Raw genomic sequence first — 23,778 nt, 5'->3', positions numbered from 1 at the left:
GCAGGGTGCCGAGGCTGCCCGACGCACGCGGAACTCTGTCCGAGGCTGTGATCGGTGCGCTCGGCAGCGAGCCCGGAGGGCCGGCCGGCCTTGCTCCCGACGGCGCCGTGCGCAGCCCCGACCCGTACGGGGACGATCTCCACCTCGCCCTCTACCTCTGCTACGAGCTGCACTACAGGGGCTTCGACGGCGTGGACGACGCCTGGGAATGGGACCCGGAGCTGCTCCGGCTGCGCGCAGCGCTGGAACGGGCGTTTCTCGCGGCCCTGCGCAGCGACGTCCCGGTCCACCCGGACGTCGCTTCCGCGCTGCGGGACCTGCTGGTGGAGCCCGCCGACGGCGAGGGAGTCTCGCACTTCCTGCGTGACGAGGGCCGGATGCAGCACCTGCGGGAGTACCTCGCGCTGCGCTCCCTGTACCAGCTCAAGGAGGCGGACCCGCATGCCTGGGCCATTCCCCGGCTGACCGGGAGGGCCAAGGCGGGGCTGGTGGCCGTGGAGTACGACGAGTTCGGCGCCGGGCGGGCCGACCGCATCCACGCGGGCCTCTTCGCCGCCGCGATGAGCGAACTCGGCCTCGACCCGGCGTACGGCCGCTACCTGGAGGCGGCCACGGCACACGCACTGGCCGTGGTGAATCTGATGTCACTGCTGGGGCTGCACCGGTCGCTGCGCGGTGCGCTCGCCGGGCACTTCGCGGCCGTGGAGATCACGTCGTCCCCCTCCTCCCGGCGCCTGGTCCAGGCGATCGACAGGCTCGGTGCAGGCCTCGCGGCCCGTCACTTCTACGCCGAACACGTCGAAGCGGACGCCGTGCACGAGCAGTTGGTACGACGTGAGGTCATCGGCGGCCTGCAGGCGGACGATCCCGGGCTGACGAACGACATCGTCTTCGGGATCGACGCCACCGTGTGGCTGGAGGACCGTCTCGCCGACCACATCCTCGGGGCGTGGAACGCCGGGGGTTCCGCGGTACGCCGGCCCCTCTGACAGCTGGACGCACGCCGAGGCTGCCGGCTCGTCAAAGATCCACCGTCGTCAAGATCCGCCACCGTCAAAGATCCGCCACCGTCAAGGTCCCACGCCCGTCACGGCTCCCGGGGAGACGCATCCGGCCGTTGACGACGGCGGTGGCTGGTGTCGCAGAACGGGTAGAGAAGGCTGCGACGGCAAGTGCACACGGCGACCACCGGACGGTCCGAGCGGACGACGCTGCCGTCCTCCGTCACGAACTCCACCGGCCCCTCGATCAGCATCGGCCCACCCGGTTCCTGCCACACCCGCCGCGCCTCTTTACGGCCCGTCTCCGCCGCTTCGGGACGACTGCACCCGGGGCCGGGGCCGGAGCCGGCCGGTTCCTCAGGTGAGGTGCTCGCCACGGACCACCACCAGTTCGTCACGGACGTCGTCGGCCTCGATCAGCCCTCGCTCCCGCATCCACGGGGTCTGAGCGCGCATGACCGGCCCGTACGCCACGGTGCGCCGGGCGGTCACTTCCGCGGTCAGCCCGCCCTTCTCGAGCGCCTTCACGGTGCGTTCCGGCCCGCACACGGACGAGTGCACCATCAGCACCACTCCGCCGGGCCGGAGCAGCTCCGGCACTCCCCGGCACAGCCGGTCCAGGAGGGCCCGGCCGTCCGCTCCCCCGGCCCAGTTCCGCCCGGGGCCGCGCAGCGGCCTCCGGCCGCCCGGCGCCGGCACGTACGGAGGGTTGGCCAGGATCAGATCGAAGCACCCGTCGGACACGGGCGTCAGCAGGTCGCCCCGGACGGCCCGCACACGCACGCCCGCACGCAGCGCGTTCAGGCGGGTCGTGAACACCGCGCGGTGCGAGGCGTCGACGGCGACGGCCCGGGCGCGGCGCCGTGCTGCCGCCACGGCCAGTACGCCGCAGCCGGTCCCCACGTCCAGCACGGCCGCACCACGATCCACCCGCTCCCGGGAGAAGGCTTCCAGGAGCAGCGCTGTGTCCTCCTGAGGCACATAGACCCCGGGAAGCCGGAAGAACCGCATTCTCCTCGGGTACCCCGGCGGGAGGGCCCATAAGCGGACCGTAGGCCCTTCGGGCACTGGGTGAGCCGAGGCGCCGGAAGGCGTCCGTGCGGGCCGCCACGTGTCCCGGACCCGCCCGCCGGGCGGCCGGAATCCGGAACCGTCCGCCGGCCCTCTGGTCGCACACGCCGCCCCGCCGTACGGATGAGGCTCCGAAGACCTCCGGGCAGAGCCCTGCCGCCCCCACCGGAAACGGGGCCCACGGCGGGTGCTGCCCGGATCACCGCTCGCGACCGAACATCACACGACACCCCGCCAGGCCTCTGGGAATGATCGTTTCCTACAAATCCCGGACACCGAACTCCGTTGGCCACGACATCTAATTGCCCATCACCCCCTTGGCAGAGTGGCGATCAAGTCGATCTCTTCCCGCGGCCGGCTCCGCGGGGAGTTGTATCTCTACTACAAAGGGGGTTCGCTCAGTGAGCACGCACACCGATGATGTGGTCGTCACGGGCCTGGGGGCCACGACTCCGCTCGGCGGGGACGTCGCCTCGACCTGGTCGGGGATGCTGGCCGGGCGGTCGGGGATCAGCGCGATCGAGGAGGAGTGGGCGGCCGGCCTGCCCGTGAAGATCGCCGGCAGGCTCAGGACCGAGCCCACCGAGGTCCTGGACCGCGTCCAGGCCCGGCGCATGGACCGCTGCGAGCAGATAGCGCTCGTCGCCGCCCGCGAGGCCTGGGCCGACGCGGGCAGGCCCGACGTCGATCCGGAGCGGCTGGCCGTCGTGATCGGCACGGCCACCGGCGGCGCCCTGACCATGCTCGGCCAGGACGACATCCTCGAAGCCTCCGGAGTGCGGCGCGTGTCGCCCCACACCGTCCCGATGCTGATGGCGAACGGCCCGGCCGCATGGGTCAGCATCGACCTCGGGGCCCGCGGCGGTGCGCACACCCCCGTCAGCGCCTGTGCGTCCGGGGCCGAGGCCATCGCGATGGGCCTGGACCTGATCCGGCTCGGCCGCGCGGACGTGGTCGTGGCAGGCGGTACGGAAGCCTGCATCCACCCGCTGCCGCTGGCCGGGTTCGCCCAGGCCAAGGCGCACTCGACGCGCAACGACGCGCCCCGGCAGGCGTCCCGCCCCTTCGACACCGACCGCGACGGATTCGTCATCGGCGAGGGCGCGGTCGTGGTCGTCCTGGAGCGCGCCGGGTCCGTGGCCTCGCGAGGAGCCCGGGCCCACGCGACGCTCGCAGGCGCCGGTGTCACCTCGGACGCCCACCACATCACGGCCGCGCATCCCGACGGTCAGGTCCGCGCGATGCGCCTGGCCATGGCCTCCGCGGGGCTGGAGCCCCTGGCCGTCGAGCACGTCCACGCCCACGCGACGTCCACCCCCAAGGGCGATCTCGTCGAGGCCCGGTCGATCACCGAGGCCATCGGCGCGCACCCGGCCGTCACCGCGACCAAGTCGATGACCGGCCACCTGTTCGGCGCCGCGGGCGCGATCGGCGCCCTCGCCACGATCCTCGCCGTACGCGACGGCGTCATCCCTGCGACGCAGAACCTCGACACCCTCGACCCGGAGGTGAAGCTCGACGTCGTCGCAGGACAGCCCCGGCACGGCAAGCTGACGGCCGCGCTCACGAACTCCTTCGGCTTCGGCGGGCACAACGCCTCCCTCGTGTTCACACCCGCGCCCTGAGCCGTCGCAGCCGGCCCCTCCGCCCCGGCCGGTGCCGGGGTCGGAGCGAGGGGCCGTCGGTCCGTCCGGAGCACTCGTGACGGCGGGGCCGGGGCCGTTCCGGCGCGTACCCATACGGCCCCACCATGACTGGCAGCGGCAATCGGGCCCGAGGATGCTTGAGCGTGTCGTACGGGTACGGTCCTACGGCACGAACGAGCGGGAGCAGGCACGTGAGGGCACCGGACGCAGGGCGCACCACGGAGAGGCGCTGGTTCCTGCGCCACCTCCAGCTGCTGCCGGTGGCCCTCCTCGTCGGGGGCGTCGTCCTCGACTACAACACCCCTCCGCGCTTCAGCGCCGAGGCCTTCTACACCGCCGCACCGATGGCGGCGGCCGCGTTGCTGTCACTGCGCGCGACGATCCTGGCAGCCATCGGCGCCTGCGTCGCGGACTTCGCGATGCTCACGCACTTCGGCATCATGGGGGATTCCGGCGGCCGCAGTGAACTGGCCGCCGTCGCGACGGTCTCGGCGATCGCCGTCGTCGTAAACCGCCTCATGCATTACAGCAACGTGCGCCTGCAGTCCGCGCGCAGGATCGCCCTCGCCGTGCAGGACGCCATCCTGCCGCGGCCTCCGGTCTCGATCGGGCCCTACAAGATCGCCGTGCGCTACCAGTCCGCCGTGAAGGACGCGCAGATCGGCGGTGACCTCTACGGCGTCCAGGACACTCCGTACGGCGTACGCTGCCTGGTCGGCGACGTGCGGGGCAAGGGCATGGAAGCCGTCAAGGCGGTGGACGTGGCGCTCGGCGTGTTCCGGGAGGCCGCCGACGACGAACCCACGCTCGTACGGATCGCAGCCAGGCTGGACCGGGCACTGCTGCGCGAAGCGAAGCGGCGGCCGGGGCCCGAGCGCACCGAGGGGTTCGTCACCTGCGTCCTGGCCGAGATCCCGCCCTCGGGCGGCGAACTGCGGCTGATCAACCGCGGCCACCCGCCGCCGTTGCTCCTGCACGGCGACGCGGTCCGCAGCGTGGAACCGTCCGAACCGGCCCTGCCCCTGGGGCTGACGGAACTGGGCGCCGTCGAGGGCCGGACCGACACCATGCCCTTCCCGCCGGGGACGACCCTGTTCCTGTACACCGACGGCCTGAGCGAGGCACGCGACCGCTCCGACACCTTCTACGACCCCGTCGCCCGGCTGACCGGACGCGACTTTCCCTCGCCGGACGCGCTGCTCGACGCCGTCCTGACCGATGTGCGGCGCCACACCGGTGGCTGCATCACCGATGACCTGGTACTGCTCGCCATCAACCGGGGCGACGGGGAGGTGAGCCCCTGACGCTGCTCGGCCGATAGGCCGGGGGCGGGGGCGCGGGCCGTCAGGTGCCGGCGTCACGCGTGACGCGTGACGCCTTGGGGCTCATGCCTCAGAACCTCAAGATGCCTGCTTTGCCGCCCGCCACTCCGGCGCGAGCACCGACCAGATCTCCTCGTCGTAGCGCTTCCCCCGGTACAGGAAGCTCTCCCGCAGCACGCCGTCCTTCGTCATCCCGAGCCGCCGGGCCACGGCGATGCTGGGTGCGTTCCCCGTCGACACCCACCACTCCACGCGGTGGATGCCGCGCTCCTCGACGGCCCAGTCGATGACCACGCGCGCGGCCCGTGTCACCAGGCCCCTGCCCACCGCCGCCGGCTCCAGCCAGCAGCCCGCCTCGGCGATGCCCTGCTCGAAGTCCAGCCTCCGCAGCAGGAACCCGCCGACCAGCTTGCCGTCCGACCAAATGCCGTAGAGGCGCCCGGTGTCGGCCGCGGTCCTCTCCGCGTACGTCCGGAGGAACGCCCGGCTCGATTCCAGGTCCGTGACGACGTCGGGAAGCCCGTTGTGCTGCCCGATGAACTCCCGCCCTCGGTCCATGTGGGCCAGGAACTCCCCGGCCTGCCACGGTTCGACCGGGCGCAGCTCCGCACCGTCGTCGCCCAGGGATATCGCGTACATCGTCACCTTCCGCGGTCCGGAGTCGGCACACCTACGAAAGGATCTTCGCATGGGGGTGTCACGGGCCGTGTGCGGCAACGGGCACACCACGGCCTAGGACTCGGGGTACCCCTCGTACGTGAACCCGGCGCGCCGGTCCGACGGATCCCGGTGCCCGGGAACCAGGACCAGCGGACGCTGCAGTTCCGGTCCCAGGAAGGAAGCGGAGCAGGTGTCTCCGCTTCTACGGTCGGGGATCCCGGACAGCGACGACCTTCCGCCCACCCGGCCCTCGGCTCCCACGCGATGCCACCTGCGGCGGCCCGCTGTCCGGCACAGCGCACTCGCTCGACCTGTCTGGAGTCATCGGATGCCCGTCCTGATCGCGGCCTTGGGGCTGCTCGCCTTCGTCATGCCCTTGGCGACGGACATGTACTTGCCCGCCCTGCCGCAGATGACGGACGACCTGCACACCGACGCATCAGGCGTCCAGCTCACCCTGACCGCCTTCCTGATCGGCATGGGGCTCGGCCAGCTGGTCCTCGGCCCGCTCTCCGACCGCTGCGGCCGGCGGGTGCCGCTGCTGGCGGGCGGCGTCGCGTGCGTGGTGACCACGGCGTTCTGCGCGCTCGCGCCGTCGCTGGAATGGCTGGTCGCCCTGCGCTTCGTCCAGGGCTTCAGCGGTGCCGCCGGCGTCGTGATCGGCCGGGCGGTGATAGCCGACGTGGCCCAGGGCGAGACGGCGGCACGCCTCTTCGGCGTCGTGATGGCTCTCACCGGCCTCGCCCCGGTCGTCGCGCCCGTCGCGGGCGGCATCGTGATCGAGAACGGCGGGTGGCGGACGGTGTTCTGGGTCCTGGCCACCGCGACGGTCCTCGCGGTCGTCTCCGCCGCCGTCGCCGTGCCCGAGAGCCTGCCCAGGGACCGGCGCCGTACGGGAGGCGCAGCCGCGACGGCGCTGGCGGTGCGCGAGGTGCTGGGGAACCGCGCCTACCTGGGCTACGCCCTCTCCTTCGGCTTCTCCCTCGCCGTGCTCTTCTGCTACCTCGGCGGCGCGTCGTTCCTCTTCCAGAACCTGCTCGGCCTGAGCGTCGGGCAGACGTCCGCGGCCTTCGCCTCCACCGGAGTCGTGGGCGCCCTGGCCACCGTGGCCGTCACCAAGCTGGTCGGCCGCTTCAACCCCGCAGCGCTGCTGCGCACCGGCCTGTACGTCATGGTCGTCGGCTCCGCCGCGCTCACCGTGCTCGCCCTGGCCGACGCCCTCACCCTGACGTTCACACTCGGGCTGGTGTACGTGGCCCTCGTCGGGATCTGCCTGGTGACCGTCAACGCGACCGCGCTCGCCCTGGAGCGCGTTCCCCACGCGGCCGGTGCCGGCTCCGCCGTGCTCGGGACCGGGCAGGGTCTGCTGGGGGCGGTGGCCGCCCCGCTGGTCGGGCTGGGCGGCGAGCACACCGCGTTCCCCATGTTCCTGGGCATGACCGTCTCGGCCGCCCTCGCTTTCGCCGCCTTGGCCCTTACCCGGAGGGCAAGTCCCGTCCTGCCGGACGGTCGTTGAACGCCGGCTCTCCGGTGCACCGGCTCTCCGGTACCGGCGAGTGCAACCGGGTCAGGGGCTGGCGATCAGTTCGCCGAGGCGCAGGGCGAGCCACGGCTTCCGTCCGCCGGCGCGTATCCGGCCGCGGACGATCGCCGTCCACAGCGGCCTGCGCCGGAAGCTGATCAGCAGGAACGCGGCCGGGTCCGCCGTGATCCGGCAGTCGTAGGCCCGGGGCGGCGCGTCGCGGGTCACCGTCGCCGTCCCGTCGTCGACGACGACCGCCAGGCGCGGACCGCCCTTGATGACGACGTCGAACGCGATGCGGACCCCTTGCGCCTTCGCCTCGTCCAGGGCGAGCGGCATCACCGCGGGCATCGCCTGGCCGATCACCAGGCGGGCCTCGTCCGCTCCGATCGTCCACGGGATGCGGGCGCCGCGCGCGATGTCGAGACCGTGGAGGAGGCTCTCGCTGAGCATCAGCCCGGTCGCGGTCGCCAGTGTCAGGACGACCTGCTGTCCGTACCAGGGGGCTTCGACGGGTGTGCCGGGAGCGAGGTCCCGCGTGACCTGCAGGAACCTCTCCCCCCGCGCGGTGACGAGGTCGCCGAGGTGCCTGCGCTCGCCCGCGTCCAGGAGCCCGATCGACTTGGCGTTCACCGCCGTGATCCGCTCGGTGAACGGGCCGTCGCCCGGTGGCAGGACGCTGTCCCAGTCCGCGAACTCATGGGTGAAGGCGGAGCAGTACGCCAGGTACGCGGCGCAGAGGTGGGCGCCGGCATCGCCCACCGTCCACGGCGGCACGCCGGAGGGCGCGTCCAAGTCGGGGACGCCGCGCAGCAGACGGGCCAGGCGCGGGATGACGGCGCGCAGGGCGGCGCGGGTCCTCTCGTGCTCGGCGACGGGATCGACGCCGGCGACGGCACTCACGGCACACCTCCCTGACGGCGGACCAGGCGCCCGCAGGCTACTCCCGGCGTACCGCTCGCAACAGGGGATCCCCGGAATCAGCCGTCCGGGATCAGCTGGAGCAGCAGTTGCCGGCAGGCGGCTGCTTCTTCAGCCGCCGGGAAGCGGGCGGTGACGACGTACTCGCCGCGCTCGAAGAGGCCGGTCTCCCAACTGCCCTCGCGCAGCCGCAGGAAGTGGAAGTCCGGCAGCGGGGCTTCGGGCTCGTGGACCCCTTCGATGCGGTAGAGGCGGCCGGGCACTCCGGCCGCGCGCAGGGCCGCGAGTGCCGTCCGCCGGTCGGCGGGCTCCGTCACGTCCGCTTGAGGTAGCCGTTGTCGACCAGCCACTTCACATTGAGCTTGGGCGCGCCGGGGACCAGTTTCGGGTCGAGCTGGATCTGCTGGCCGCCCCCGGCCTGCTCGAACCAGGGGGCGATGCCGCCCTGCCAGACGGTGAAGGACTTGGCCACGGTGTAGACGTGGTAGTTGCAGGGGTACTTCTCGTCGATGGTCTGCAGGTTGTCCGGCGGCAGGGCGCGCTGCGAGTAGCGGGCGCCGGCCGGGGCCAGGAAGCTGCCGCCTTCGTGGCCGAAGCGGTCCAGCTTCTGGCCCGGCTTGAGGACGGTCTTGTTCTTGTCGAGCTTCCCGCCGCGTGTGGCGAAGCCGTCGTTGGGCGGGTAGTGCCAGGTGGGGCTTCCCGTCCAGTACTTGCTCAGGAACTTGTCGGGCTTGAGGCCGCCGGTCCTGTCGTAGCCGCTCAGCAGGGGGCCGACGGGCTTCTCCGACGGTCCCGGCAGGGTGTTGGTGGCGGGGCCGAGCTGCGGGTTCTTCGGATCCAGGGCGCCTGTGCACAGCTTGGCCCGCAGGTCGGCGGCCTTCGTGGCACCGGCCGGCTCCTGGGTGGCCGCGGATATTCGTTCCCGGTCTCCCACGTCCTGCGCGGCGTAGGCCGGGCCGGTCAGCAGCGAGCCGGTCAGGACGGCGCCGGCGACCGCGGCCAGGAGACGGCTTCTGTCACTCATTCAATTTCCCCTCTGCACTTGGGACTCGTAGTGAGGCAAGAGGCACGAACGCATCGAAAACCTCAGTGCTCACACATGCTCTCCCGGACCGCGGCCCGTGGGGCAGGCCAAGATCAGCCAAGTGAAGGGGAGCGTTCCTGTTCCGGGCACGTGAACCGGCCGTCCACGGTGATCCGGCCGAAGGAGGTGACGGCGCCGTCGACGGCGATACGGACGCCGGGCCGTCGTTAGCCTGAGCGGATGTCTGCCGTCCCACGCTCCGAGTCGTTCAACTCGGCCGCCGCCCAGTACGCAGCCAACCGCCCTTCCTACCCGCCCGCCCTCCTCGACGCCGTCGAGGAGCTCACGGGAAGCCCCCTCGCCGGCTCCCGTGTCGCCGACGTCGGTGCGGGCACCGGAATCGCCACCGCCCTGCTCCGCGAGCGCGGCGCCGACGTCGTCGCCGTCGAGCCCGGCGGCGGCATGGCCGCCCGGTTCCGCCGCACGCTGCCCGGTGTGCCGCTCGTCCGCGGCGACGGCAACGCCCTGCCCCTCGCCGACGGCTCCCGCGACCTGATCACGTACGCGCAGTCCTGGCACTGGACCGACACCGAGCGTTCCGTTCCCGAGGCGCTGCGGGTCCTGCGCCCGGGCGGTGCGCTCGCCCTCTGGTGGAACATCAGCGCCCTGGACGTGCCCTGGACAGCCGCCCAGGACGAGCGCATGGCGCGCTTCTGCGGAGCGGAACCGTCCCCCGCGACGCGTCCCGACGACAGCAGCGCCGTGCGGACCTCAGGCCTCTCCGGCCTACGGGTCGCACGCCGCCAGGTGCGCTGGAGCCGTACCGTCCCCCTTGAGACGCACCTGGCCAACGTCGGCAGTCACTCGGCGCTCCTCGTCCTCGGCCGGGCCAGGTCCCGGGCGTTCCTCGCCGACGAGCGGGCCGTCCTCCGCGAGGCCTTCCCGGACGGAAGCGTGGAGGAGGCCTACCTCGTCGACCTCCTCGTGGCCACCCGGCCCTGAGCGCCCGCCGGGCTCACGCCGCGGGACGCCGGGTTCAGGAGACGGCAGTGCCGCGCCGGAGCCCCGGAGCACGCGCAGTTCGGGCAGGGCGTCATCGACCCACTCGACGTCCTGCCCGGCATGGATCCGCTGCCCGCGCAACCATCCGGGGTGTCACTCGGGCAGACGGATCGACAGGGCGTGACGGAACTCGTTGCGGGGGTCCCAGCGGGCCTTGATGCGCTGGAGGCGGGGGTAGTGCTGCTTGTAGTAGAGACTCTGCCAGGGCGTGCCGGAGGCGTTCCAGGCGGAGTCGGCGAGGTCGGTGTCGGGGTAGTTGATGAAGGAGCCGTCGCTGACGGCGCCGGGGACCGGTACGCCGCCGCTGTCGGCGTAGACGGCGCGGTAGAAGTCGCGTACCCACGACAAGCGCGGCCCGGCGTCGTCCTCCGGTTCCCAGCCGGTGAGGTAGACCGCCTTGAGGATGGAGTCGCGCTGCGCGACGGCGGTCGCCTCGGGCGCGACGGCGTTGACCTTCCCGCCGTAGGAGACGAGCCACAGGGAGCCGGTGAGATCGGCGGCCTTCTTGCCCGCCAGGTGGTCGTGGATGGTGTCCGTCTGCCGGTCCGTGAAACGTTTGCGCAGGTAGGCGGCCTTCGCCTTGAAGAAGGACGGCTGGCTCTCCTCCACGGTCGCAGCGGCCTGCAGCCACGGCCGTTCCAGGTGGATCCGGGTGGGCTGCGCGCCGACCCCGCGGCCGACGGCCGCCACGTAGTCGTCGATCAGCCGCCGGGCGCCGGATCCGGTGGAGTCCAGATGCCCGACCAGGTCGACGGTGCCGGACTTGCGGTTGTTGAGCATCAGGACGCTGAACAGCCCGGCGTAGGCGGAGCCGGGGGCGCTGTTGCGCTCGTGCCAGCTGCCGTGGTTGCGCACCAGCCGGGTGAAGGAGCTCCGGTCGAGGTCCTTCCAGGACCACGAGGCGCTGAAGGTGAGCGCGGACTCCGGGGCCCGGGGCAGAAAGCGCGAGGGGTCGGAGCCCTTCGCGTCGGGGGACCGGAACCAGTAGCGGGTGACGATGCCGAAGTTGCCGCCCCCGCAGCCGGTGTGCGCCCACCACAGGTCGTGGTGGGGGTCACCGGGGTCCCTGGAGGCCACCACGCTGCGCGCCTCGCCCTCCTTGTTCACCACCACGACCTCGACGGCCTCGAGGTGGTCCACGCCCAGGCCGTGGCGGCGAGACAGGGCGCCGTATCCGCCTCCCAGGATGTGCCCGCCGACGCCGACCTCCGCCGTGGCACCCGCCGGAACGGTCACGCCCCAGCCGAGGAAGAGGCGCCGGTACATCTCGCCGAGCGAGGCGCCGGGCTCGACGGCGAACGCACGGCGCTGCGGGTCGTAGGAGACGGCGGTCATCGGAGAGACGTCGATGAGGGCCCGGACGGACCGGTCGTCGACGAAGCTCTCGAAGCAGTGCCCGCCGCTGCGGACGGCGATGCGCTTGCCCTGGCGTACGGCTTGCTGCACGGCATCGACGACCTGTTCGGTCGAGCTGACGACGCGCACGTAGTCGGGTGTGCCGACGAAGCGTGCGTTGCACCCGCGATGTGTCAGCGACTGGTAGCGCAGGTCGCCGGGTTCGACCGTGACCGCGTCCGGCCGGGGCGGGGGGCTGCTGTGGGTCGCCGCTGCCGCGGGAGCCGCGAGGCCCGGCGCGGATAATCCCGCGACGGCCCCGCCGAACGCCGCTGTGCCTGCCAGTACGCCACGTCGCGTCATTTCTGCCATGGGCTGTTCTCCTGGAAATGCGTGATGTCCGATGCCTGCTGCCGCATGCGGAAGTGATCTCTCCCTTCCACGATCGGGGGCGGGTGCAGGGCGGGACATCGTCCGCAAAGACCAGCGAGGCCTCCGTCCAAGGAAGGACAGAAGGACGGCCTTCCGGTCCTCCAGTAGGGTGCGGCCCCCTAAGGGGCCCGTCCCGCCTGCTTATTCGATGGTTCGGCAACGGTGGCCGCACTAGGTTGGTGTGATGTCCCAACTGCGAACCGACCGGCTTGTGCTCCGCGCGTGGCAGGAGTCCGACCTCGATCCCTGGGCGGCCATGAATGCCGACCCCGAAGTGCGCCGGTACTTCCCGGAGGTGCTCACCCGGGAGGAGAGCGAGGCGTCCGTCGCCCGCTTCCGGGCCGATCTCGAGCGGCGCGGCTGGGGATGGTGGGCGGTGGAGGTCGTGGCCACCGGGGAATTCATCGGGTTCGCCGGACTGGACCCGGTGGAGGAGGACATGCCGTTCACCGGAGTGGAGGCCGGCTGGCGCCTGGCCCGCCCGGCGTGGGGCCACGGTTACGCCACCGAGGCCGCACTCGCCGTGGTGGAATTCGGCTTCGGCGACCTCGGCCTGACGGAGATCCTCGCAGTGACGACGGCCACCAACCTCCGGTCACAGGCGGTGATGCGCCGCATCGGCATGACGTACGACCCCGCCGACGACTTCGACGACCTGGCCGTGCCCGACGGGCCGCTCCGCAGGAACGTGGTGTACCGCCTCCAGGCGGGCGATCGACCGCGAAGCGAATCGTAGGCAGGCCAGGGTGGGCCGGGCCGTGACCCTTCTCTTCTCTCTTCCCTTCACTGCTCATGGGCGGTGTCCGAGGGCCGGGGTCCGCGCGCCGAGTTCGTGCACGTGCCGTACTGCCGCCGGTCCGCGCCGGGCGTCGGGCGCCTCGCAGGTGAAGACGACGGCGAGCATGACGGCGGCGTCGAGCCGGTAGAGGTTCCAGCAGTCGTCGGTGCGCTCGGGCAGCGGGCGGGACCGAAAGCGGCCTGCGGGGGCAGCTCGTGCAGCCGGCCCACGAGCTCGCCCAGCGCGAAGGACCGGTACGTACTGCCGTCCGCGTCGAGGAACTCGCAGACGAGGACGTCGACGGTGGGCGTCGAGATCGCCGCCGCCCGGACGCCGTCGACACCTTTGAACATGTTGTTCACAATAACTAGTTGACAACGCATCATGCGTCTCCCCATCCTGATCACATGCCGTCGATTCCTGATCAGCCCACCGACCAGCCCACCGATCCCTTCACGCCCCCGCATGCGGACCAGGCGCGAGCACAGCGCGTCTACGCGTCCTTGTTCCGCATCGCCGAGCGGCACGCGGCCACCGACGAACAGCGCCGCCGTCAGACCCACCCGTCCGTCCTCGGACCGCACGAAGCCGTCCGGCTCGTGTCGTTCCTGCTCAGCGGGGCTGCACAGCCCGTCGACGGCGAGCCGGAGGTGGACCGCACCGACATCACCGCCGCCCTGAGCCTCATTCCGTCGGCCCGGGGCGAAATGGACGAGCTGGAAACCGGCCTCCTGCAGATGGCGCGGGGCCGCGGCATGACCTGGCAGGAGATCGCCTTCGGCCTGGGGCTCAGCACCCCGCAAGCCGCCCGCCAGCGGTACGAGCGACTGGCCGGCCGCACCGCCACGGACGACACGGAGCCGGGCCCGAAGGAGCAGAAGGAGTAGCAGGAGCCGATCAGCCGTCCTGCGCCGGATCCGGGTAGCCGACGATGGTGACGTCATGGACCGCCGGGTGGCCGAGGAGCTCCTCCTCCACGTCCCGTGCGGGCACCATCCAGGCACCGGATCCGAGGCGGTCCGCCGCACGTCCGACGAGCCGCAAGCCGTCGCGGCCGTCCGGGGTGACCAGGTCCCCCGTGTCGAACCAGCCGCCGGTTCCGGCGGAGTCCCAGCGGAGACGGCCGCTGTCGCCCTCGAAGGTCGCCAGGCAGGTGGAGGCGCTGCGGACGAACAGCCGGGACACTCCGGCCGGTGCGTCCGGCTCCGCGTCCAGCCGCAGCTCGACCCCGGTGCGGGCGCGACCGATGCTGCGGACGAGCCGGTCGTCCGGATCCTCGGGGTCGGTGCAGGGCCCGTCCGTGGTCTCGGCCATCCCCCAGGAGTTGACGAGTCGCCTGCACAGGACGTCACGGATGAGGGAGGCCGGCTCGCGCGAGAGCGGCATGGAGGTGTTGACCACCATGCGCAGCCCGTTCAGGGGGCGCGGACGCTGCTGTTGCTCGGCGACGAGCCGGGCGAGTTTCCAGGCGGAGGCGAAGATCCGCTCGGTGCGGTTGCGCGCCAGCATGTCCAGGAAGACGGCGGCGTCCCAGACGTCGGCGCAGTGCGCCGGGGCCCGGTTGACGAGCGGGTAAAGCGCGTTGCGCGCGTGCCCGAGGACGTGGGACGGGCTGGAGGCCACTGCCTGCGACACCGCTCGCCCCTCGCCGCCCTCGTGGTGGGCGGGAGCGGCCACGGCGGCGTGGAGGGTGTTGGAGGTGTGCATCACGCCGGTGGCCGTTCCGGGGGTGCCGGAGGTGCCGGGGGTGCCGGAGGCGAAGGCGAAGGCGACCAGGCAGACGGCATCCGGGTGCAGCGGCGTGGGGTCCGGAAGCGGGTCGGTGCATCGCAACAGGCTCGTGGTGAAGTCCAGTGCACCGGCGGGGACAGCCACACCGCTGGCGACAGTCCCGCCGAGGACGACGCGGTGCCGCAGAGCGGGAAGGCGGCCGGCCATGGAGGCCGTCGCTTCCGCATTGCGCACCCCCTCCGCCACGTCGGCAAGGACGAGGACGTGCGCGCCGGTGACGGCCAGGGCCTGTTCCAGCTCGCGGGGGCCGGTGTCCGGCATGAGGAGCGCGATGACCGCGCCGAGACGGTCGCAGGCGAGGGTCAGCGCCGCCGTCTCCCACCAGCAGGGCAGCTGGACGGCGACGACGTCCCCTCTGCGCACGCCGAGGGCTCTCAGCCCCGCCGCGATGCGTCCGGTCCGGTCGGCGAGTTGCTGGAAGGTCAGGACATCATCGCGCCCGTGGCGCCCGCGCCGGTTGACCAGGGCGACGGCGTGCGGGATCTCGCGGGCGAGCCGCCGCAGGTCGTCCGTGAAGGTGGTGTCGCGCCAGAGCCCGGAGGCCCGGTAGGAGGTCGCGGCCCCCGCGTCGGGGCGCACGGTCGTCAGCAGTTCCCGCACGGTCGCCTCCTGCAGGGCGGTCATCACGTCGAGCACGGCCGGCGGCCGACCCGGTCGGCGTTGTCACCGTGCTCTGACGAACATCTGCCCGTGCCCCCGCCCCGGCATGTGGCCGTCACTCGTACGTGGCCGGCCCGGAATCCCTCACGCCGCACGGTCGGAATATCCGAATGCCATCCGTCCAGGAGTGCTCGCCACGGCCGACATCCCCGAGCGCTGCCGACCCCGGAGCACGTTGCTGAGCGCCCGTGCGGGCTCCCCGGCCGGCTCCCCGTACAGCGACCGCACCTGCTGCCCGCCCTCGATGCGGACGCCTCCGACATCCGCAGCCCGCGTGGCCCGCCGGCCGAAGCCCCGGACGGGCATGTAGAAGCGCAGCCCTTCCGAGGCCTTCCGAGGCCTTCCGAGGCCTTCCGGGCGTAGCGCGGCATGACCGCGCTCCGCTTGACCCTCACCCCACGTCAGGCCACAGCATGGCGCTCGAGAGAGGAAGGGCGGGTCCATGAGTTATTCGGTCGGGCAGGTCTCCGGGTTCACGGGGGTCACGGTCCGTACGCTGCACCACTACGACAAGGCGGGGCTGCTGTGTCCCAGCGAGCGCAGCCCCGCCGGCTACCGGCTCTACAGCAACGCGGACCTGGCGCGGCTCCAGCAGATCCTCTTCTACCGGGAGCTCGGCTTCTCCCTCGACGAGATCGGCACGATCATGGCGGATCCCGCGGCCGACGCACTGGACCACCTGCGGGAGCGCCACGGGATGCTGCACGAGCAGATAGCCAAGCTGCACCGGCTGGTCGAGGTGGCCGAGCGGGCCATGGAGGTTCAGCGGACGGGCGTCGAGCTGACGCCCGCGGAACGGTTCGAGGTGTTCGGCGAAGTCGCCTTCGATCTGAGTTACGCGACGGACGCGCACCTCAAGTGGGGACACAGCGAGGGCCACCGGCAGTCGATGGCCCGGGCCGCGACCCACACCAAGGAGGACTGGCGGCAGATCATGGCCGAGGCGGCCGCCTGGCGGAAGCGGTTGATCGCCGCGTTCGACGCGGACGAGGCCCCGGACAGCGATCGCGTCCTGCAGCTGGCAGAGGAGCACCGCCTGCACATCGGCCGCTGGTTCACTCCGTGCCCGCCCGAGATGCACTGCCGCATCGCCGACGACTATGTCGAGGACTCCCGGGCCTTCGCGCTCGTCGTGCCCGCGTCCGAGCAGCGCCCCGGCCTGGACCGGTTCCTCCGCGCGGCGATCCACGCCAACGCCGAGGGGGGCCGGGACCGGTGAAGATCCTCATCCTGGCCGCCGGGTCCCGCGGCGACGTGGCGCCCTACACCGGGCTCGGTGTCCGTCTGCGGGAAGCCGGCCACGAGGTCGCCCTCGCCGCGCCCGCCTCCTTCGCCGGCCTGGTGGCGGACAGCGGGCTGGAGTTCCGCGGCCTGCCCGCGGATCCGCGGGCCCCGGCCCGGGCTTCCGGAGCCCGCGGACCGGACGGAGATGCGGACGGAGATGCGGACGGGAAAGCGCACAGGGCAGCCGGTGGCGGCAACACCGGCCTCATGCGCAAGGCGTCGGCCTTCATCCAGGAGCTGGGGCCGGGCATCGCCGACGCCGCCGCGGCCGGAGCGGACCTGCTGCTGCTCTCGACCGCCACGGCTCCGCTGGGCTGGCACGTCGCGGAAGCATTGGGCGTCCCAAGCATCGGCGTGTACCTGCAGCCGGTGACGCCTACGGGCGAATTCGGGCCGGTGGTGGGCGGAAGCCGTTCACTGGGCCGCTGGGGCAACCGGGCGGCCGGCCGCGTCTCCCTGCGGGTCGTCGACAGGCTCCACGCGACGGCGGTGGCCGACCTACGGGCCCGGCTGGGCTTGCCGCCCGCTGGCCCCCGAGCGGTACGCCTACGGCAGGAGGCGGCGAACTGGCCGGTCCTGCACGGCTTCAGCACGGTGCTCGTCCCCCGCCCGCGGGACTGGCGCGAGGGGCTGGAGGTCGTCGGGAACTGGTGGCCCCACTGCCCCGACGACCGGCAGCTCCCCGCGGAACTCGACGACTTCCTCCGGTCGGGACCTCCCCCGGTCTTCATCGGGTTCGGCAGCATGGGCGCCGGTGAGGGCGAGCGGCTGAGCGAGGTCGCCGTGGCGGCCCTCCGCAAGGCCAAGGTCCGCGGTGTGCTCCAGGCCGGGTGGGCGGGGCTGTCCACTACGGGACCGTCCGCTGCAGGACCGTCCGCTGCAGAACTGTCCACTGCAGGGGACGACGTGCTGACCGTCGGGGACGTACCGCACTCTCTGCTCTTCCCACGCACCGCCGCTGTCGTGCACCACGCCGGCGCGGGAACGGCAGCGGCCGCCCTCCGCGCGGGCGTACCCGCGATCCCCGTTCCCGTCACGGCCGACCAGCCGTTCTGGGCAGGGCGGATCGCCGCCCTGGGCGCGGGGACCGCCCCCGTCCCGTACAAGGAACTCACCGCCGACCGGCTGGCGGAAGCGGTGCAACGGGCTGTCGAAGAACCGCAGTACCGCAGGCGGGCTGCCGAGGCCGCACGACGCATGGAGGCGGAGGACGGCGCGGCGAGGGCCGTCAAGGCGATCGGGCGGCTGCCGGGCACGGCGTGAGAGGAAGAGAGGGTGTGAGAGAAAAAGAAAGTGCTGTGACTCATGGTGCCGCGTAATGTGCACTCCTGGTGAGTGACGGTTACTTCGGGAGGCGTCGTGGTTTCGGATCTTGTCAGGGTGTGGGCGTCGGGATGGGCCCTGTCGCGGCAGACGCCGCGGCCCGCCGAGCATCCCTGGGGGGTCTACATCGAGGTGGGGCAGGCCGAACAGGCGGGGCGTCACGTGATCTTCGAAGCCCACGAGTCGGCGGTGCGCGCGGCCGCGGGATCGGTCGGCGTACCGCACACCTGGCTCAAGGTGCCCACGGAGCCCGAGGACGTCAGGCCGTGGCTGCCTGGGGGCTGGGTGGTCGACGAAGAGGAGACCGGCCATCTGATGGCCGTGGACCTGTCGGCCACGGAACCCGTCGCGCCCGAGGGCTACACCGAGTCCCTGGAGAGGAGCGGCGGCGTCACCTTCGTCCGGGTTCACGATGCCGCGGGCGAACTCGCCGCCAAGGGCCAGGTCGCCCTGCTCGGCCACGAGGCGGTCGTCGACCGCGTGGTGACCGAGGAGGCCCACCGGCGCCGCGGCCTCGGCGCCTTCGTGATGCGCACGCTCTCCCACCACGCCGTGGCCGGGGGCGCGTCCCTCGGTGTCCTGGGGGCAACGGACGAGGGGCGCGCGCTGTACGAGACGCTGGGCTGGAAGGCGCACGCCCGGCTCGCGGCGTGCGTCTACAGGCCGTAACCCGAGAGCCGGCCCCCACCCACACATCCACGCGCGGCCCGGGTGATAGAGTTTTCGGTGTTCGTATCCGACAGCGAGAGATTTCGGGAGGTGAGGTTGATGACCGTACTCAAGGCCACTGCTGTGCGCAGCGCCCGGATCATCCTCACTTCCCGGGCGACGGTCTGACCGCATCCCGCTGTGCCCCTGCCGGGAGCGTGAGCTCGCGGGGCGACACCCATACGAACATCACCATGGAACGGATCTCCGTACCGTCATGACTCATCGCATTGACTGGATCACGCGCGCCGAGACCAGCGCCGACATCCCCGCCGTCCGCGACATCGTCCTCGCCGCGTTCGACACCCCGCTGGAAGCCGGCCTCGTCGACGCCCTGCGCACCGATTCCTCGTGGATCGAGGGCCTGTCGATCGTCGCCACCGACACCGACGGCAAGCCGGTCGGTCACGCGCTGCTCACCCGCTGCCACATCGACGACGTCCCGGCCCTGTGCCTGGCCCCCGTCTCCGTGCTCCCCGAGTACCAGAGGACCGGCGCCGGCTCCGCAGCCATCCGTGCTGCTCTGGAAGCCGCGAAGGGCATGGGCGAGCGCTTCGTCACCGTCCTCGGGCACCCGGCGTACTACCCGAGGTTCGGCTTCACCCGGGCCTCGGCCCACGGCATCGGGCTGACCATCGACGTCCCGGACGAGGCCATGATGGCCCTCGCCCTCGACGCCGGCCACCCGCTGCCGGCGGGTACCGTCCGCTACGCCGCGCCGTTCGGCATCTGATCCGAATCCGATCCGGACCGACCGCCTGATCGGGGTTGCCGGGCGGGGCGTCACGACGTCCCGCCCGGCAGCCGCCTCTCCCTGGTGACGGCAGACGGCTCTCCGATCACGACGGCTCTCCGATCACGACGGCTGTCCGATCACGACGGCTGTCCGATCAAGAGGTACAGGTGCCCAGCATCGTCGTGAGCATCTTCTTCTCGTCCTCGGTGACGGTCAGGCCGTAGGTGGACTTCACGGAGGTCCAGGCGCGGCCGTAGGCGCACCAGGCGGTCTTCGCCGGGGGCTGCCACTGGTCGGGGCTCTGGTCGCCCTTGCTGCGGTTCGTCGCCGCCGAGACGGTCAGGAGCTGCGGGTGCGTGAGGTCGTTGGCGAGGGCCTTGCGCCGGTCCGTGGTCCACTGGTCGGCGCCCGACCGCCAGGCGTTGGCCAACGGCACGATGTGGTCGATGTCGACCTGGGAGGCCGCGGTGAAGGTCTTGCCGTCGTACAGGCTCTGCCAGGCGCCGGAGACCGCCCGGCACTCCGCATCGCGCTTCACGTCCTTGCCGTCGCGCCCGAGGATCGTCTCGCGGGTGTCGCACTTGTTGCCCTGCTGGGCCCAGTGCGGGAACTTGGCGCGGCTGTAACCGGTCATCGGCCGGGGCTTGGCCACCGTCAGCCCGTTCAGCTGCTTCTTCGCGTCCCCTGACGACGGCAGGGCGGGAAGCCCGCCATCGCCGCCGGCGCCACCGGGCTTCCCGTCCCCGGATCCTTGCCCGGAAGGCGAAGCCGAAGCGGCAGGAGGAGTACTGCGGGCAGGGGACTTCGCCCCGTCCGCGCCGTCCTTACTGTCCTTGCCGCAGCCTGCGAGCACCATCCCGGCCGCACATACCAGCGCCACGCCTGCACCGACCCGCACCTGATGCCTCATCACTACCGCCATCCCCCGCCCATCGCCGGAAGGTTCCGCTGCCAAGCTGCCCGCCAGACAGATCCACAAACAGAACGAAAATGCCACTGAAGTCTCTATACGGCAAATCCGGCATGCGGCATGTCTGCCTGCACCACCAGCACCGGAGACAAGAGGCAGGACCGGACCTCCGTTCGGGGGGTGGGTACCAAGGCGGGTTCCATGGCGGGTCTCGTGGCGGGGCTCGTGGCGGGTTCCAAGCGGAAATCCCCGAAGGAAAGCGTGCGGCAAGGACGTAACGTCACATCGAGACTCAAAGGATGACGCTTGATGTCACGGGCCAGGACTGCCGATTGACGGTGAGATTCCGGAAGGTAACCTTCACCGGTCAACAACAGGTTGATCTTCGTTCTTCGCAGTCAACGACGGGGAAGCTCCAGCATGTCCGCACCGCCGCCGCCCTATCAGAACCAGCCGCCGCACGGTTATCCGCAGGCTCCCCACGGATACCCGCAGCCGCAGCCCCAACCGCAACCGCAACCGCAGCGGGGACCCCGGCAGCGGCAGGGGAGTCCGCTGCAGGGAGCGATCGCCGCCTTCATCGTCCTGGCGATATTCGGCGGCGGAGCCTGGTACGTGTGGGATTACAACACCAACCCCAACGGCGGCAAGGCCAAGGAGGAGGCCTCACGGGCCGCGGAGGCCGAGGCGAACAAGAAGTACAACCCGGGGATCGGCGACTGCGTCAAAATCCAGGACCCCAAGGGCAAGCCGGTCCCCGAAGTCGTCGACTGCGGCTCCGGTCAGGCCGAGTACAAGATGGGCGAGAAGCTGTACGGGCCCGACAAGAAATGCGGGCCGTCCTTCGACTACGGCATCCAGTACTCCGTCAGTCGTGGCGTCGACTACACGCTGTGCTTCAACAAGGTCTGAAGCCCGGCCTTCCAGCACCGCGAAAGCGTGGAGCCCCGTTTCATCTCCGGGGCTCCACGGCGGAGCTTCTCCACCTGTGAGTGGAGAAGCTCCACCCTGGGCTGGATCGAAGGATGCAACCGGAGTTCCACCCGGTGGCCGATGTGAGGTGAGGCCCGGCGGCGCGACAGTGAAGGCATGAAAAGACCACTGACCAGGCGCGCGTCCGTGGCCGGCGTGCTGGCCTGTGCGGCCGTCGTCGCCACGCTGATCTCCCCCGCCGGCGCCCAGGCCTCCGCCGTGCCCGCCCAGCCCGAGCTGCGCACGCCCGAGGGCACGACCGTACTGCCGAATCTCGACGACGACGCCCGGCGCTGCTCCCTGCGCCCCGGCGACCTGGACCGGCTGGACGTGGCCGTCGACGAGCGGCTCGCCGCCTGCAACGACGCCGCGGATGAGGTGGTCAACGGCGCAGCCGATGCCAAGGACCTCACCCCGCTGAGGGTGCCGCCCATAGCCGTGAGCGGCCGAGCCGGCGGCCGGGTCTCGCTGCCCGCCGCCCAGAGCCCCTACGCGCGCATTTTCGTGATGCGCGACGGGAAGTACGTATCGCTGGGCGCCGACGGACGGTTGAGCGCCGAAGAGCTGCGGCGCGGGGTGCGGCTGGCTGTCGAGGGCCGCGACATCGTGCGTGACCGCAAGCGGTGGGACGGCCGGATCGAGGTGACGCTGTCCGTCACGCAGCACGGCATCACACGGACGGCCCGGGCGGGGCTGCACGTGGCGCCGGTGCTCCTGCAGCACGACCTGCAGCGCGCGCAGCACGTCTTCGCCGCCGCTCCGGGTCCGGGCGAGGGGCAGCCCGTCGAGGTCCCCGCCGCGACGCGGCCTCCCGGCCAGTGGCAGGAATTCGCGGACTCCCTGCGCAAAGCCGCGAGGGAGTCCGGCCTTCCCGAGAGCGACGTGCGGTTCCAGCCCGGCACCGCGCAGTGGTGGAAGGACATCTGGCGCCAGGACATCGCCGAGCCCGGTTACGTCACGAGGACGACGCCCCACGGCCGGCAGACGCTGCGCATCCTGCTGCGCTCCCCCAACTACTGGACGTCCGCCGACGGCCGCACCGCGAGCCTCCGCCGCGCCGGACGGCTCCTCTACCGTGACCTGCGCGGTCCCGATGTCGGCGTGGTTCAGCAGTACACGCCCACGTCCCGCCGCGAGAAGAACGTCGACGAACTGCTGAACTTCACGGGCAACTTCGAGTCCCTGCCGCCGTACGCCGGGCATCCGCAGGGCCGGGTTCTCTACGGCAGCAGCGCCGACCGCCGTCCCGACCCGTCGTTCGTCGGCATGCTGAACGCCCAGGGGCAGCAGCCCGCGGTGGTGCTGGACACGTCCTGGCTGCTGGTCGGCCACGTCGACGAGACCGTCCACGTCGTACGGGCGAACAATGCGCGCGGCTGGACGCTCGCAGTCTCCGACCCCCGCAAGGCCGTGGCCCTGCTCGAACAGGCCCAGCAGGCGGGTGAGGGCGGTCAGCGCCTCTTCGCCGACACGGTCGCGGAGGCCAAGCCGACCGTCGACGAGCTCCTCCGCTACGAGCGGCACGCCGGTGACAACGAGGACGCTGCCCGGCACATCGACGGGCAACTCGCGGTCCTGCTGCGGGAGACCGGGCTGAAGCCGCAGGAGATCGTCCGCCTCCCGGTCCTCTACTACAGGGTCGAATCGGGCGAGGGGCAGCCGCGTCGCCACATGGCCCTCTCCCCCGCCCTCGCCAACGGGCTGTCCCTGACCGCCCGCGACTTCGCCGCCCCCACCCCGCACGGCCCGCGGGTCGCCGGACGTGACCTCTTCCGCGCCGAGACCGAACGTGCCCTGGCCGGAGGCGGCGTGCGGGTGCACTGGGTGGAGAACTTCTCCTGGGCGCACCTCGGCGGCGGCGAAGTGCACTGCGCCACGAACGCCCTCCGCGAGATCACGTAATGGCTCATGGCCGGCGGCCGAGGGCGGCGCGCTGCCCGGTTCCGTCCGGGCAGCGGGACCGGCTGCTCCGCCGGGAAGCGTCAGGACACGGTGATGCTGCCCGTGAACGCGGTGACGGAGAGATCTCCGTTGGTCACCGTCTTCTCGAACGGGATCGTCAGGTGGCCGCGGGATGCCGGAGGCGTGATGCGCAGATAGCCGGCCTTCACCATCCGCGGGGCGTCGGCGTGAGCCCATGCCAGAGCGGCTTCTGCGGAACCGCCGGGCTGCAGGAGGAGGGTGCTCTTGCCGGGGTCGGGGACGAAGTAGGTGCTTCCCCAGGAGGTGCTCGTGCCGACGGCCTTGTGCTGGGTGTCCTCGAGCTGCAGGCCGGGGTAGCCGCGCAGTGCGCAGGTACGGCCGGAGGTGTTCGTGAGCACCAGCACGGTGCCTTCGTGGGACATGCCGTGCTGATGGCCTCCCTTGTCGGACAGTGAGGCCCGCAGGCCGGATACGTCGCAGGTAGGCGTCCGCCCGGCGGCCGGGGCGGCCGAGGCGGTTGCCGCACCGCCGAGGGCGGCGACGGTTGCGGCCGTCGCCGCTATCGCCACGGCCGTGGCCGCTGTCCTGCGCAAGGTGCTCCTTAACATCGTGTCCCTCCAGCGTTCGAACGTCTTTGCTTTCCGGCTACCTCATCTTGGCCCGTCCATTCCTCCCGGGTCACGGGGACCCCGGGTAT

At 71.8% G+C, this 23,778-nt stretch carries 24 protein-coding genes; 13 read left to right on the top strand and 11 right to left on the bottom strand.

Going from position 1 to position 23,778, the window contains the following annotated elements:
* Nucleotides 1–5 precede the first annotated feature (5 nt).
* Complete coding sequence (locus tag AS857_RS14120; protein WP_058043445.1) at nt 6–989, top strand: iron-containing redox enzyme family protein; 984 nt, start codon at nt 6–8, stop codon at nt 987–989.
* Between the two features lie 98 nt (nt 990–1,087).
* On the opposite strand, the gene AS857_RS37550 is transcribed toward AS857_RS14120, so the two are convergent.
* Together AS857_RS37550 and AS857_RS14115 are read right to left on the bottom strand one after the other, a co-directional pair.
* Complete coding sequence (locus AS857_RS37550; protein WP_079110314.1) at nt 1,088–1,255, bottom strand: CDGSH iron-sulfur domain-containing protein; 168 nt, start codon at nt 1,253–1,255, stop codon at nt 1,088–1,090.
* A 103-nt stretch (nt 1,256–1,358) separates the two neighbouring features.
* Complete coding sequence (locus AS857_RS14115) at nt 1,359–2,012, bottom strand: HemK2/MTQ2 family protein methyltransferase (RefSeq protein ID WP_058043444.1); 654 nt, start codon at nt 2,010–2,012, stop codon at nt 1,359–1,361.
* A gap of 461 nt (nt 2,013–2,473) precedes the next feature.
* Here AS857_RS14115 and AS857_RS14110 point away from each other — a divergent pair, with 461 nt between their 5' ends.
* Nucleotides 2,474–3,697, top strand: a complete 1,224-nt coding sequence (locus AS857_RS14110) for a beta-ketoacyl-[acyl-carrier-protein] synthase family protein (RefSeq protein ID WP_058043443.1) — start codon at nt 2,474–2,476, stop codon at nt 3,695–3,697.
* 212 nt (nt 3,698–3,909) lie between these two features.
* Nucleotides 3,910–5,022, top strand: a complete 1,113-nt coding sequence (locus AS857_RS14105; RefSeq protein WP_058043442.1) for a PP2C family protein-serine/threonine phosphatase — start codon at nt 3,910–3,912, stop codon at nt 5,020–5,022.
* A 96-nt stretch (nt 5,023–5,118) separates the two neighbouring features.
* Here AS857_RS14105 and AS857_RS14100 read toward each other — a convergent pair whose 3' ends face one another.
* Entirely contained in the window at nt 5,119–5,679 is a 561-nt protein-coding gene (locus AS857_RS14100) for a GNAT family N-acetyltransferase (protein WP_058043441.1), read from the bottom strand.
* Between the two features lie 349 nt (nt 5,680–6,028).
* Between AS857_RS14100 and AS857_RS14095 the strand changes: the two genes are divergently transcribed.
* Nucleotides 6,029–7,216, top strand: coding sequence for a multidrug effflux MFS transporter (locus AS857_RS14095; RefSeq protein ID WP_058043440.1), 1,188 nt, complete (start codon nt 6,029–6,031; stop codon nt 7,214–7,216).
* Between the two features lie 51 nt (nt 7,217–7,267).
* Here AS857_RS14095 and AS857_RS14090 read toward each other — a convergent pair whose 3' ends face one another.
* The 3 genes from AS857_RS14090 to AS857_RS14080 all read right to left on the bottom strand — a co-directional run bounded on the left by AS857_RS14090 (nt 7,268) and on the right by AS857_RS14080 (nt 9,167).
* A complete protein-coding gene (locus AS857_RS14090; RefSeq protein ID WP_058043439.1) occupies nt 7,268–8,125 on the bottom strand; it encodes a maleylpyruvate isomerase N-terminal domain-containing protein in 858 nt (285 codons plus the stop codon).
* 77 nt (nt 8,126–8,202) lie between these two features.
* Nucleotides 8,203–8,460, bottom strand: coding sequence for a hypothetical protein (locus AS857_RS14085; RefSeq protein ID WP_058043438.1), 258 nt, complete (start codon nt 8,458–8,460; stop codon nt 8,203–8,205).
* Nucleotides 8,457–9,167 (bottom strand): TNT domain-containing protein, encoded by a 711-nt coding sequence (locus AS857_RS14080; RefSeq protein WP_058043437.1) that lies wholly within the window; start codon nt 9,165–9,167, stop codon nt 8,457–8,459. Before AS857_RS14080 ends, AS857_RS14085 begins: the two co-directional genes overlap by 4 nt.
* Nucleotides 9,168–9,407: 240 nt before the next feature.
* Here AS857_RS14080 and AS857_RS14075 point away from each other — a divergent pair, with 240 nt between their 5' ends.
* Entirely contained in the window at nt 9,408–10,169 is a 762-nt protein-coding gene (locus AS857_RS14075; protein ID WP_058043436.1) for a class I SAM-dependent methyltransferase, read from the top strand.
* A 153-nt stretch (nt 10,170–10,322) separates the two neighbouring features.
* Here AS857_RS14075 and AS857_RS14070 read toward each other — a convergent pair whose 3' ends face one another.
* Complete coding sequence (locus AS857_RS14070; protein ID WP_058043435.1) at nt 10,323–11,936, bottom strand: FAD-binding oxidoreductase; 1,614 nt, start codon at nt 11,934–11,936, stop codon at nt 10,323–10,325.
* Between the two features lie 244 nt (nt 11,937–12,180).
* On the opposite strand from AS857_RS14070, the gene AS857_RS14065 reads away from it, so the two are divergent.
* Nucleotides 12,181–12,732, top strand: a complete 552-nt coding sequence (locus AS857_RS14065; protein ID WP_058043434.1) for a GNAT family N-acetyltransferase — start codon at nt 12,181–12,183, stop codon at nt 12,730–12,732.
* Between the two features lie 47 nt (nt 12,733–12,779).
* Here the strand turns inward: AS857_RS14065 and AS857_RS14060 are convergent, their stop codons facing one another.
* On the bottom strand, nt 12,780–13,127 hold the full coding sequence (locus tag AS857_RS14060; RefSeq protein ID WP_144440809.1) for a hypothetical protein: 348 nt from the start codon (nt 13,125–13,127) through the stop codon (nt 12,780–12,782).
* 54 nt (nt 13,128–13,181) lie between these two features.
* Between AS857_RS14060 and AS857_RS14055 the strand changes: the two genes are divergently transcribed.
* A complete protein-coding gene (locus AS857_RS14055) occupies nt 13,182–13,661 on the top strand; it encodes a hypothetical protein (RefSeq protein WP_058043432.1) in 480 nt (159 codons plus the stop codon).
* A gap of 10 nt (nt 13,662–13,671) precedes the next feature.
* On the opposite strand, the gene AS857_RS14050 is transcribed toward AS857_RS14055, so the two are convergent.
* Nucleotides 13,672–15,189: an AMP-binding protein gene (locus tag AS857_RS14050; protein WP_144440808.1), complete on the bottom strand. Its 1,518-nt coding sequence runs from the start codon at nt 15,187–15,189 to the stop codon at nt 13,672–13,674.
* A gap of 478 nt (nt 15,190–15,667) precedes the next feature.
* On the opposite strand from AS857_RS14050, the gene AS857_RS14045 reads away from it, so the two are divergent.
* From AS857_RS14045 to AS857_RS14030, 4 genes are all read left to right on the top strand, one after another.
* Entirely contained in the window at nt 15,668–16,444 is a 777-nt protein-coding gene (locus AS857_RS14045) for a MerR family transcriptional regulator (RefSeq protein WP_058043430.1), read from the top strand.
* Complete coding sequence (locus tag AS857_RS14040) at nt 16,441–17,772, top strand: glycosyltransferase (protein WP_058043429.1); 1,332 nt, start codon at nt 16,441–16,443, stop codon at nt 17,770–17,772. Before AS857_RS14045 ends, AS857_RS14040 begins: the two co-directional genes overlap by 4 nt.
* Before the next feature lie 96 nt (nt 17,773–17,868).
* Nucleotides 17,869–18,501, top strand: a complete 633-nt coding sequence (locus AS857_RS14035; protein WP_058043428.1) for a GNAT family N-acetyltransferase — start codon at nt 17,869–17,871, stop codon at nt 18,499–18,501.
* A gap of 256 nt (nt 18,502–18,757) precedes the next feature.
* Complete coding sequence (locus AS857_RS14030) at nt 18,758–19,273, top strand: GNAT family N-acetyltransferase (protein ID WP_058043427.1); 516 nt, start codon at nt 18,758–18,760, stop codon at nt 19,271–19,273.
* Between the two features lie 157 nt (nt 19,274–19,430).
* Here the strand turns inward: AS857_RS14030 and AS857_RS42085 are convergent, their stop codons facing one another.
* A complete protein-coding gene (locus AS857_RS42085; RefSeq protein WP_338058257.1) occupies nt 19,431–19,910 on the bottom strand; it encodes an HNH endonuclease family protein in 480 nt (159 codons plus the stop codon).
* A gap of 696 nt (nt 19,911–20,606) precedes the next feature.
* Between AS857_RS42085 and AS857_RS39960 the strand changes: the two genes are divergently transcribed.
* Together AS857_RS39960 and AS857_RS14015 are read left to right on the top strand one after the other, a co-directional pair.
* Entirely contained in the window at nt 20,607–21,098 is a 492-nt protein-coding gene (locus tag AS857_RS39960; RefSeq protein WP_058043426.1) for an LppU/SCO3897 family protein, read from the top strand.
* A 177-nt stretch (nt 21,099–21,275) separates the two neighbouring features.
* The gene (locus tag AS857_RS14015) at nt 21,276–23,060 is read left to right on the top strand and encodes a protein-arginine deiminase family protein (RefSeq protein ID WP_107105573.1); all 1,785 of its coding nucleotides are present in this window, start codon (nt 21,276–21,278) and stop codon (nt 23,058–23,060) included.
* Nucleotides 23,061–23,140: 80 nt separating this feature from the next.
* On the opposite strand, the gene AS857_RS14010 is transcribed toward AS857_RS14015, so the two are convergent.
* Nucleotides 23,141–23,674, bottom strand: a complete 534-nt coding sequence (locus tag AS857_RS14010) for a DUF4232 domain-containing protein (RefSeq protein WP_245699822.1) — start codon at nt 23,672–23,674, stop codon at nt 23,141–23,143.
* Between the last annotated feature and the right edge of the window lie 104 nt (nt 23,675–23,778).

Origin of the sequence: Streptomyces roseifaciens (genome assembly GCF_001445655.1) — a bacterium.
Taxonomy (GTDB): Bacteria; Actinomycetota; Actinomycetes; order Streptomycetales; family Streptomycetaceae; genus Streptomyces; species Streptomyces aureoversilis.
The sequence above is the reverse complement of the archived record's forward strand: the minus strand, read 5'-3'. Positions and strand labels throughout refer to the sequence as shown.